Annotated in this window: 8 protein-coding genes and 1 pseudogene; 6 read left to right on the plus strand and 3 right to left on the minus strand. The window is 70.0% G+C overall.

Going from position 1 to position 10,937, the window contains the following annotated elements:
* The 3 genes from MXD95_RS06230 to MXD95_RS06240 form a co-directional block, all read left to right on the plus strand.
* A partial coding sequence (locus tag MXD95_RS06230) for an MFS transporter (protein ID WP_250639582.1) occupies positions 1–1,289 on the plus strand: 1,289 nt, incomplete at its 5' end.
* Complete coding sequence (locus MXD95_RS06235) at positions 1,286–2,740, plus strand: GH1 family beta-glucosidase (protein WP_250639583.1); 1,455 nt, start codon at positions 1,286–1,288, stop codon at positions 2,738–2,740. The genes MXD95_RS06230 and MXD95_RS06235, both read left to right, overlap by 4 nt.
* Positions 2,741–2,982: 242 nt before the next feature.
* Positions 2,983–3,939 carry an endonuclease/exonuclease/phosphatase family protein gene (locus MXD95_RS06240; protein WP_250639584.1) on the plus strand — a complete coding sequence of 319 codons (957 nt, stop codon included), beginning with the start codon at positions 2,983–2,985 and terminating at the stop codon, positions 3,937–3,939.
* 93 nt (positions 3,940–4,032) lie between these two features.
* Here MXD95_RS06240 and MXD95_RS06245 read toward each other — a convergent pair.
* Positions 4,033–4,173, minus strand: a pseudogene (locus MXD95_RS06245) (IS110 family transposase); the annotation flags it as partial.
* A 267-nt stretch (positions 4,174–4,440) separates the two neighbouring features.
* Here MXD95_RS06245 and MXD95_RS06250 point away from each other — a divergent pair.
* Entirely contained in the window at positions 4,441–5,637 is a 1,197-nt protein-coding gene (locus MXD95_RS06250) for an ISAzo13 family transposase (RefSeq protein ID WP_250639589.1), read from the plus strand.
* Between the two features lie 23 nt (positions 5,638–5,660).
* Here the strand turns inward: MXD95_RS06250 and MXD95_RS06255 are convergent, their stop codons facing one another.
* Both MXD95_RS06255 and MXD95_RS06260 read right to left on the minus strand, forming a co-directional pair.
* On the minus strand, positions 5,661–6,317 hold the full coding sequence (locus tag MXD95_RS06255; RefSeq protein WP_250639585.1) for a response regulator: 657 nt from the start codon (positions 6,315–6,317) through the stop codon (positions 5,661–5,663).
* Positions 6,317–8,422 (minus strand): sensor histidine kinase, encoded by a 2,106-nt coding sequence (locus tag MXD95_RS06260; protein WP_250639586.1) that lies wholly within the window; start codon positions 8,420–8,422, stop codon positions 6,317–6,319. Before MXD95_RS06260 ends, MXD95_RS06255 begins: the two co-directional genes overlap by 1 nt.
* 171 nt (positions 8,423–8,593) lie before the next feature.
* On the opposite strand from MXD95_RS06260, the gene MXD95_RS06265 reads away from it, so the two are divergent.
* Positions 8,594–8,803, plus strand: a complete 210-nt coding sequence (locus MXD95_RS06265) for a hypothetical protein (RefSeq protein WP_250639587.1) — start codon at positions 8,594–8,596, stop codon at positions 8,801–8,803.
* Positions 8,804–8,970: 167 nt separating this feature from the next.
* Positions 8,971–10,701 carry a serine/threonine-protein kinase gene (locus tag MXD95_RS06270; protein ID WP_250639588.1) on the plus strand — a complete coding sequence of 577 codons (1,731 nt, stop codon included), beginning with the start codon at positions 8,971–8,973 and terminating at the stop codon, positions 10,699–10,701.
* Positions 10,702–10,937 lie beyond the last annotated feature (236 nt).

The following is a 10,937-nucleotide window of genomic DNA, read 5'->3' on the forward strand; positions in this document are numbered from 1 at the left end:
CGTATGTGTTCCAGCGTGAGGCGCCGTTTCCTCCCCGGCCTGAAGACCGGGGCATCCACGGCGCAAATCTGGTGACCGGGGCTCGCCCCGCCCCGCGCGGCGATGCGGCGCCGCGCGGCGACTCAGCCCTGCGTGGCGATGCGGCCCTGCGCAGCGTCTCGGCGGCGTACGCCGCCCAGGGGGCCGGTTACGCCATGGTCGTCACCGCCCTGCCCTCGTTCAAGGACCGGTTCGACCTCGGCGACGCCGCCGTGTCGGCGGTCCTGCTCGGCACCTGCCTGGCCGCCGCCGGCGGCTCGCTGCTCGCCGACGCCATCGCGACCCGCCGGGGCAGCCGTCGGGCGCTGTGCACCGGGCTCGCCGCGCAGGCCGTGGCCCTTCTCGGCGCGGCCGTCGCGCCGAACGTCGCGGTGTTCGTCGCCGCGATCGCCGTGTACGGCGTCGGCCTCGGTGTCTGCGACGCGTCCGCCGCCATGCAGGGCGTGCTCGTCCAGACCCGCGCCGGCACTCCCCTGCTCGGGCGCCTCTACGCCACGAACACGGCCGCGGCGATCGCCGCCGCCCTGATCATGGCCGGGCTGCTCGCCCTGGGGGCGGCCGTCGCCGGGCTGCTGCTCGCCGCGGTACTGGCCACGAGCGTCATGGCGGTCGGCGCACGCCGCTTCGACCCGTCCCGCGGCGAGCGCCCCACCGCCGGCGGCCCCGACCTGCCGCCCCTGCCGCGCCGCGGGATCTGGACGATCGGAGCCCTGGTGTTCGCCGCCTTCGTCATCGACTCCGCCGTCTCCACGTGGAGCACCGTCTACCTGGACGACGGTCTGCGCGTCACCGCGGCCGCGACCCCGCTGGGCTACGCCGCGTACCAGGCCACGCTCCTGCTCGCCAGGCTCGCCACCGATCCGGCGTCGCGCCGGCTCGGCCGCCTGACGATGGCGGCGATCGCCCTCGGAGCCGGCATCACGGGCTGCGCCGTCGTGGCCGCCGTCCCGCACCTCGCCGGCGCGGTCGTCGGCTTCGCCGCCGCCGGCCTGACGGCCGGCATCCTCGTGCCCCTCGCCTTCGGCGCCGCCGGGGAGCTGCTGCCCGCCCGCGGCGACGAGATCATCGCACGGGTCAACCTGTTCAACTACGGCGGCGCGGTCACCGGCGCGGTGCTGCTCGGCCTCGTCGCGACCGGCCCGGACCTCGGCGTCGCCTTCCTCCTGCCCGCCGCCGTGCTCGCGCTGGTCCTTCCGCTGGTCCGGCGGATCGGCTCCGCCCCGCGCTGGCAGCTCGGAGCACCCGCGTGACCGCCGCCAGCCGTAGCCCGTACCAAGGAGCAGAGGCCATCTCCGACTTTCCCCGTCTCCCTGCCGGGTTTCGGTTCGGGATGGCCACCGCGGCCATCCAGATCGAGGGCGCGACCGCCGAGGACGGCCGCGGGCCGAGCATCTGGGACACCTTCGCCGCGCGCCCCGGCACCGTCCGAGCCGGCGATACCCCGGCCGTCGCCACCGACCACTACCACCGGTTCGCCGCCGACATCGGGCTCATCGCGGACGCGGGCGTGGCGGACTACCGGTTCTCCATCGCCTGGCCGCGCGTGATCCCCGACGGAACGGGCCCGGTGAACCCCGCCGGGCTCGACTTCTACGACCGCCTCGTCGACACGCTGCTCGCCGCGGGTGTCCGCCCCGTGCCGACGCTGTACCACTGGGACCTTCCCCAGCCGTTGCAGGATGCCGGCGGCTGGATGGCGCGTCAGACCGCGCAGGCGCTCGCCGCGTACGCCACCGTCGTCGCCGAGCGGCTCGCCGACCGGGTCGAGGACTGGCTGACCCTGAATGAGATGAACGTCCACACCCTCTACGGGCACGCGCTCACCGACCACGCACCCGGGCTCGGGCTCGGGCTCGACGCGCTGCCCGCCGCCCATCACCAGCTGCTCGCCCACGGCCTCGCCGTCGCCGCGTTGCGGGCGGCGGGCGCGCGCCGCGTCGGGGTGGTCAGCCAGCACTTCCCGGTGATCGCGGCCTCGGACGACCCCGCGGACGTCGAGGCGGCGGAGACCTTCGCGGCGCTGACGAACTGGACGTTCTCCGACCCGATCCTGCGCGGCCGCTACCCGCACGACGACATCGCCGCCGGCGTCGCCCTCGGAGCGGGCCTGAGTGAACAGCAGCTCGCCGCCGATCTCGCTGTGATCGCCGCCCCGCTGGACTTCTACGGCGTGAACTACTACGAGCCCACCCGCATCGAGGCTCCACGCCCCGGCAAGGACTACCGCGGCGTGCTGGAGGTGGACATCCCCGCCGGGCTGCCATATTCCCCGGTGCCGATCGAGGACGTCGAGCGTACCGACTTCGGCTGGGCGATCGTCCCGTCCGGGCTGCGCGGCATCCTCGACGAGCTGCACTCCCGCTTCCCTGACCTGCCGCCGGTCATCATCACCGAGTGCGGGGCGTCGTTCCACGACGAGCCCGACGCGGACGGCCGGGTGCACGACACCCGGCGGATCCGGTTTCTCGACGCGCACCTGCGCGCGGTGGCGGCCGCGGTCGCGGACGGGGTGGACGTCCGCGGCTTCTACGTGTGGTCGGCGTTGGACAACTTCGAGTGGGCGGCCGGCTACCAGGAGCGCTTCGGGCTGATCCACGTCGACTGGACAACCCTGGCCCGGACGCCGAAGGACTCCTGGTACTGGTACCGCGATCTGATCGCGGCCCAGCGGCCCGCGACCTCCGTGGCTGCCGGCCGGTAGCGGCGCCGGCACCGCCGTCGTAGCGGAGCGGGGCGGGCGCTTTCAAAGAACGACCGGTGAACGCGGGGATGACCTTCTCCAGAATCTCCGGGGAACATTTCAGAGACGCGCGGGACCGGGCACGGGTAGCAGTTTCTCGATCGTTTGACCGCTCGGCGCTGAGCACATACGTTCCTCGACGCCGGATATGACCGGTATGGCCTGCCGCCATTCCCTGTCCGAACCCTCGAAACGGAGTAGCGATGAGCACGCCCACCCTGTTCCGACGCCGTCAGGCCCGGCGTTCGCCCTACCGTGTCCTGCTCGCCTTGGCGGTTGCCGCACCTGTCGCGTTCGGCCTCGCGGCCACCCCGGCCGCGCACGCCGCGACTGGGTCCAGCGGGTCCTTCGCGGTACTCAGCTACAACATCGCCGGCCTTCCGGAACTGCTGTCGAGTGCCCCTTCGCCGCGCCAGCAGAGTACGACGGCAATCGGTCAGCGCATCGGACCGTACAGCATCGTCAACGTTCAGGAGGATTTCAACTACCACGCTGCTCTGTATGCGGCGGACAACCATCCGTACCGGACTCCGACCAGCGGCGGAGCCGGAATCGGCAGCGGACTGAACACCCTCTCATCGTTTCCGTACGACACCGCCAGCTTCCAGCGGGTCAAGTGGAATACGTGCAGCCTCAGCGGCGGCGACTGCCTTACCCCGAAGGGATTCACCTTCGCCCGCGTCACGCTGGCCCCAGGAGTGACGGTCGATGTCTACAACCTGCACACCGACGCCGGCACCAGCCGCGACGACGAGACCGCCCGCGCGGCCAACCTCAACCAGGTCGGCGCGTACATCGCCGCGCACTCGGCAGGCCAGCCTGTGATCGTCTTCGGTGACACCAACAGCCGCTACACCCGGGCTGGGGACACCATCGGCTCGTTCGCCGCCGCGGGCGGCCTCACCGATGCCTGGGTCCAGCTCGTGCGCGGCGGCTCCGCACCCGCGCCCGGAAGCGACGCCCTGCTCTGCGACGAGAACGCGATCACGAACACCTGCGAGGTCGTCGACAAGGTGCTCTACCGCGGCAGCGCGCAGGTCACCCTGACCGCGACCTCCTACGCCAACAAGCACGCCGACTTCCTCAACTCCTCGGGTGTCATGCTCTCCGACCACGACCCGATCGCCGTCGGCCTGACCTGGCGGACCACCGGCTCCTGACCCCTTCGGAGACCCTATTGCCGGCCCCGGCACCGGCACGACCACGGGGCCGGACCAGGATCACCCTGGTCCGGCCCCGTTTCGTCGTTCGTGGTCCGCGAGCCACGCCGCGTCCGCCACATCCGTTTTCCGGCCTGGTGCGTTACGCACATGCGCGGCGTTGAGAAGCCAGCACTCGAACCTGTCTTCCAATATGTGGAAGACAGGTTTCCAGTAAACCCCGGTTGATTCCATCTCGCCGGATGGCCGCACCCTGGCCAGCGGCGGCAACTCCGATGAGTCGGTCCGGCTGTGGGCCCTGGGCTGACTGGGTTCCAGCCGGCCTCGGGCGTTTCCGAGACGGCCCGGTCACCCGGAACGATGCCGGATAGGAGCGATGTTCTGGTGGTTAGGGGGCGCCATTGAATAAGTTGATCATTTGATCTATGAATGTGATTCCCCTGTGATTGCCTCGGTAGGGTCATGTTCGTGGTGGATGAATATTCGGCGAAGTTTGTCGCGATGAGGGCCCGTCTGGAGGCGCAGAGGCCTCATCTGGATGAGCGGCGTTGGCGGATCGCGATGGGTGTTGAGGCGGATTCGTGGGGTCATGGTGGTATTGCGGCTGTTGCCAGTGCGACGGGTGCTGCCCGGAACACGATCAAGCGGGGCTTGGAGGAGGCCTCCGGTCCGTCGTTGAGGCCCACTGGCCGGGTGCGCGCGCCGGGCGGCGGCCGTAAGAAAGTCGAGGAGGCCGATCCGGAGGTCGTCGAGGCTCTCGACGGTCTGGTCGAGCCGGAGAGCCGTGGGGACCCGATGACGCCGCTGCGGTGGACGACGAAGGGGACCCGGAAGCTTGCGGTCGAGTTGACCGGGATGGGTCATCCGGTCAGCCATACCGTGGTGGCCTACATCTTGAAATCGATGGGGTACAGCCTTCAGGGGACGCGTAAGAGGCATGAGGGGCGTGGGCACCCGGATCGTGACGCCCAGTTCCGCCACATCCATGCCGCCGCGGCGAGGTTCATGGCCGCCGGAGACCCTGTGATCAGTGTGGACACGAAGAAGAAGGAGCTGGTCGGGTCGTTCCAGCAGGGCGGCAGGGAATGGCACCGTAAGGGTGAGCCAGTCGAGGTGAGCGCCTACGACTTTCCTTACCTTGCCGACGGGAAAGCTATTCCCTACGGTGTTTACGATGTTGCCGACAACTCCGCGTGGGTCTCGGTCGGGGTCACCAGCGACACGGCGCGGTTCGCGGTCGGAACCATCGAGAAATGGTGGTACGAGATGGGCCGGGAGAAGTACCCGGACACGAAGCGGCTCATGATCACCGCCGACTGTGGTGGGTCGAACGGGAACACGGTCTGGCTGTGGAAACAGGAACTCGCCAGGCTCGCGGCCGCGACCGGCCTGGAGATCACCGTCTGCCATTTCCCGCCAGCGACCTCGAAGTGGAACAAAATCGAACACAGACTGTTCTCGTACATCAGCGTCAACTGGCGTGGCCGGCCGCTCACGACCTACGAGACCGTAGTGAACCTCATCGCCAACACGACCACCACGACAGGCCTCGTCGTCCGGTGCGCACTCGATCCCGCCGACTACCCGACGGGGATCAAACTCTCCAAAAAGGAACAGGAGAAGATCCCGGTCGAACGCGACGAATTCCACGGCGAATGGAACTACATGATCACGTCTCGGCAGCCTGATATAGAATAATCAGGTTATTCTAATACGGCTCCTTAGGGTTCGCCGAGGCCGGCGCGACGGGCTCGCAGGATCGCGGCGGCGCGGTCGGGGGCGTTGAGTTTGGTGAGGATGTTGGAGACGTGGTTGGCGACGGTCTTGGGGGTGAGTCCAAGGTTGCGGCCGATGCGGTTGTTGGGCCAGCCGTTGGCGACGAGGCCGAGTACGTCGCGTTCGCGGTCGGTGAGTTCGGGGAACGGAGCGGCGGTCGGTGTGGGGTTGGTGAATGCGCGCAGGATGCGTTCGGCGATGTCGGCTCCGAAGACGGCGTCGCCGCGGGCGACGGCGCCGATGGTGCGGATGACGTCGTCCTGCTGGGCGCCTTTCAGGAGGTAGCCGCGGGCGCCGGCGCGGAGTGCGGCGAACACGAACTGGTCTTCGCCGTACATCGTGAGCATGAGGATCGCGACGCCGGGGTGTGTGGCGCGTATCCGGCGGGTGGCTTCGGCGCCGCCGATGCCGGGCATGTCGACGTCCATCAGGACGACGTGCGGGTTGGCGGTACCGGCGAGCGCGACGGCCTGTTCGCCGGAGGTGGCTTCGCCGACGACCTCGATGCCGTCGACGGAGTCGAGCAGGGCGGCGAGGCCTTCGAGCACGATGCGGTGGTCGTCGACGATCAGGACCCGCACCGGGCCGGTGTTCTCGGTCATCAGGCGGTGCCGATCGGTGTGGTGGCCGTGGTGATCTGGGCGGGTATGGGGGGCGGCGCGGTGACGGCGCTGCCGGCGAGGGAGAGCGGGAGTTCGACGCGTACCCGGCCGCCGTCGGGAGTGGGTTCCGCGGCCCAGCTCCCGCCCAGCGCGGTGACCCGTTCGCGCATGGACGTCAGGCCTACGCCGGCCGTCCACGCTGTCCGGGCCGTGCCGTCGTCGCGGATTTCCACTGTCAGCCGCTCACCGCATTCGATCGACACGACACAGTGCGACGCGTGGGCGTGCCGGGTGACGTTGGTGACGGCTTCGGTGATGATCCGGTATCCGGCGATCTCCACAGCGGCGGGCAGGTCGGGCATCACGTCGGGCGCCGAGAGCGTCACCGGGACGCTGGAATGGCGGAGCTGCTCGTGCAGCGCACCGAGTAGCCCGAGTTCGTCGAGGGCCGGGGGCCGCAGCGCGTAGACGAGGCGACGCAGGTCGTCGAGCGCGGTGGTCAGGTCACGCCGGACCCCGCCGAGGAGGTCATCGGCTCGCGGGAGGTCGCGGCGGGCGAGGTTACGCGCGGCGTCGATCTTGGTCGCGGCGGCGGTCAGGACGGGACCGAGACCGTCGTGCAGGTCGCGGCGCAGCCGACGGCGTTCTTCCTCGGTCGCGCTGACGATCCGTTCCCGCGAGAGGATCAGGTCCTCGGTCAGGAGGACGTTGCTCGCGGCAGCCGCGAGTTGCCCGGCGATGTGCTCCATGAGCCGGGACTCCCGGGAGTCCAGCTCGGCCTGCCCCACGCGCCGCGCGACCACCAGCGATCCGAGATCGCGGCCCTGGTGGATGAGAGGGAACCGGATCGTGTCCGCGCGCTCGGCGTCGTCTCCGTGGGTGATGCGACGGGCGGCTTCGTGGTCGCCACGCATCTCGACGGCCACCCACGGCAGTCGCAGGGCTTCGACGACGGCCTCGAGCAGGCCTGGCAGCAGTTGCTCGACGGTGCCTGCGGCTTCGAGGCGGGACGCCACCTGGCTGACCACCGCGTACGGCTCGTCGCGATTGCCGTAGAGAAAGCGGTTGATCAGCCGCTGGATCCGTGACCGGGCCGGGGCAAGGCTGAAGGCCGCGCCGAGTGAGGCCGCCACCGTCCACGGCCCGCCGGCTCGCAGGCCGAGCAGCGCGAGCAGCCCCACCCCGGCCGCGTAGACCCCGGCCACGACCGCGACGAGAAGGGTGTAGACGAGAGCGCGGTTGAGGACGACGTCGAGCCCGTAGACCTGGTTCGCGAGCACGACCGCGACGACGACGATCAGAAGCAGCACAGTGGTGATCGAGCCGAGTACCTGGCCGGCCGGGAGCGCGACGATGACCGGGGTGAGCACGATCCCGCCGATGTTGACCACCCCGAGCCAGCGCAGTACCTGACGCTCTCGGCCGTGCGCGCGCCGCCACCGCAGGATCATCACGACCGAGCCGAGCAGTAGTCCCGCGGGAAACAGCGCCATCCCGAGCCAGTCGGGCAACGCGTCGATCCCCGCCGGGTTGCGTAGAGCGGCGAAGGCGGGCGTCGCATCGGGGATCGTGTGCGGGCCGAGCAGCCCGGCAGCCCAGCCGGCGACACACAGCGTCACGCTGGCGACGGCGGCCCGTCCGATCCGGCCAGGCGGGAAACGTCCGGTCGGGAACGCCGCCCACGTCGTGGCCATCACCACCGGTTCTACCGGCTCACCGAGCCCGGCGGCGAACAGCGCCAGCCCTGCACCGGGCAGGTGGCGCCCATCGTGGGAGAAGATCGCCCACTCGATACCAGCGATCGCGAGCCCGTGGCCGACGCCCGCGGCCAGTGCCAGCCAGCCGAAGACGACATCCGGACGTCGGGTGGCCAGTAACCAGCCCGCGAGGACGAAGCCGGCGACCGGCACGACCTGGGTCCACGGACTGTCCGACCGCTGCCCGGTGACCGTGACCCCCGCGTGCCGGTTGGCGATGGTCAGCGCGACGCCGGCCGCCGTGAGGACGACGGCAGCGAAGGCCAGGGCATGAGCGGGGAGCCGGCGAGCGTCCCGGCCGGCTGGCCGGACGCCGCCGCGGCGGAAGAACACTCGGTCAGTGTGCACGTCCGCTGATCCCGCCGACCCGGGAAATTCTCCCGATCGACCCGGGAATCCGCCCCCGTGTGGGCGGGACACGCCCAACTCCACGATGTGCCGGCAGGCCGGCGGTCGCCGGCGATCGACAGCACGAGGAGTCCCCATGCGGGAGCACGCACACACCGGACCGACGCCGCGGTGGCGGACAGCGCCAACCTCGACAGCCACTGCACTTCGACGGCGACCTTCGGTGACTCGACGCTCGACACGACGAGCACCGGTAGCGACAGCGACTTCGACGCCACGATCACAGGCGGTTCCGGCCGCTTCGCCGGAGCGACCGGCAGCATCCACGTCCACACCCTCGGCGACACCAACGACGCCGACATCACCCTCAACCTCACCTAGCCACCGGACAACCAGCCGAGGGAACCACGCCACGCTCCCTCGGCCGGCCGCCGATCCCACCCCGGCCGACCTCCGGCGCACTCAGGGCACGGCCCTGGGATGCCCGCACGCATGTCCGGGGGCGGGACGGCGCGGCCGTGGCGCCAGGAGAACCAGGAGTGATCGTGATGCCGGATGAGCATGCCGTTCCGTTGCGACCGTTGCAGTCATCGGATCCCCGGACGCTGGGTCCGCACCGGCTCGTCGGCCGGCTGGGCAGTGGCGGCATGGGTGTCGTCTACCTGGCCGAAGGACCGCGGGGCCGGGTCGCACTCAAACTGATCCGCGCCGAGCTGGTCGATGACCCCGACTACCGGGTCCGGTTCCAGCGCGAGATCCAGGCCTGTTTCCGGGTCGGGAGCACCCACACGGCTCGACTGGTCGATTTCGAGCTCGAGAGCGACCAGCCGTGGCTGGCGACCGAGTTCATCGACGGCACGGACCTGGAACGGTGGGTACGGACCCATGGTCCGCTGCCCGCCGCCGCCCAGCAATCCCTCGCCGCGGGCCTCGCCGAAGCGCTCGCCGGCATTCACGCCGTCGGGCTGGTGCACCGCGACCTCAAGCCATCCAACGTGTTGTGGACGACCGATGGCCCGCAGGTCATCGACTTCGGGATCGCGGCGGCAGCCGATGCCCGTCCGTTGACCGCGACCGGCCAGTTCATCGGTACCCCCGCCTGGTTCTCCCCCGAACAGGCCGCCGGCGGCGAAGCCAGCGCCGCCACCGACGTGTTCGGTTGGGGCGCGCTCGTCTGCTTCGCCGCCTCCGGTCGGGCGCCGTTCGGCGGCGGCCGGGCCGAGGTGGTCCTGGACCGCGTCCGGTCCGCCGAGCCCGACATCGACTACGACCAGGTCGCGGCACCGCTACGAGCCCTCGTCCGACGCACGCTTTCCCGCGAACCGGCCTCACGACCGACCGCCGAGGCGTTGCGCCACGAACTCGCCGACCTCGTCGGCGGTGCCGTCGCACCGACGGCTGCGCACACCACTGCGACGACCGACGACGTCACCCGGGTTATGCCACCGGACCTCAGGGTTGCCGGCGGACCGGCTCCACCGCCGGCCTGGCACCACCCGCCGATCCCGATCCCGACGCCGATCCCGACCCCGACGCCAACCCCGACCCCGACGCCAACCCCGGCGCCGGCGCGGCGGCGTCGCTGGCCCTATGCGGTAGCGGGGGCGCTCGCCCTCATAGCAACGGCGATCGTGGCCGGATCCCACACAGGCGCAGGTAACAGCAACGGCTCGCACAGCAGCAACACGGCCCCAGGATCAACACCACCGTCCGCGACACCAGCAAGGACGCAGACCACGACGCCGAACCCGGCACCAACCGCGCTGACATCCAGATACCGGGCGGACGCGCCGTGGCGGATCGCCATCCACAACACAATCGAGAAGGCCGACCACGGCTGTGCCGTAACACTGCGCGACAGCGACGCCAACGGCAAGGAAATCGGAAACGCGACCGACCTGTACGGGACCTGGACCTTCCAGATATCGGCCATCGGCAGCTTCCAATGGGAGGTGAACGACCCCAGATGCCTGGTCACCGCGCTCGCCGGCACAGGCACGATCACACTGCCCTTCACCCAACCCGCGAACCAGGGCGACACCGCCGCCTTCACCACCCCGACCCGCGTGACCGTACAGGTCGTGGACTTCAACGGCACCGGGAACTGTTCCCCCACCCTGCACGACGCCACCAACGGCGAAGAACTCGACACCCACACCGTCCAGCAAAGCGACGGCGCCGCCCCCGTGGTCCTCGATCCGAAGGGACGCACCCAGGTTTTCCTCAACGACAAGAGCGATCATGCCTGTGCCATGCGGGTATCCGCCGCTCCAGGCTGACCAGGGGACTGTTTCAAGATTGCCTCCGGTGCACATGCGGCGGCGACGGAGCGTGGTCTCCAGTGAGGCTTGACGCCGGAAGAAGCTGATCCGCTCGGTGGGCGTCGGCTCGCACCGGCACCACCACCAGATGACGCACCGTGTGCCCGACGGTCTCCTTGATGTGCCCTTTTAAATCCGGACAGTCTCTATTAGGTTGATCTACGCGGCGGGCTGCTTTTTCAGGTATTCGTCGT

It is taken from the genome of Frankia sp. AiPa1, assembly GCF_023243075.1.
GTDB lineage: Bacteria > Actinomycetota > Actinomycetes > Frankiales > Frankiaceae > Frankia.

Excerpts from the sequence above, each read along its gene's own strand:
- MXD95_RS06255 (WP_250639585.1), bottom strand. The coding sequence starts at position 6,317 with ATGACCGAGAACACCGGCCCGGTGCGGGTCCTGATCGTCGACGACCAC.
- MXD95_RS06250 (WP_250639589.1), top strand. The coding sequence starts at position 4,441 with ATGAGGGCCCGTCTGGAGGCGCAGAGGCCTCATCTGGATGAGCGGCGT.
- MXD95_RS06240 (WP_250639584.1), top strand. The coding sequence starts at position 2,983 with ATGAGCACGCCCACCCTGTTCCGACGCCGTCAGGCCCGGCGTTCGCCC.
- MXD95_RS06270 (WP_250639588.1), top strand. The coding sequence starts at position 8,971 with ATGCCGGATGAGCATGCCGTTCCGTTGCGACCGTTGCAGTCATCGGAT.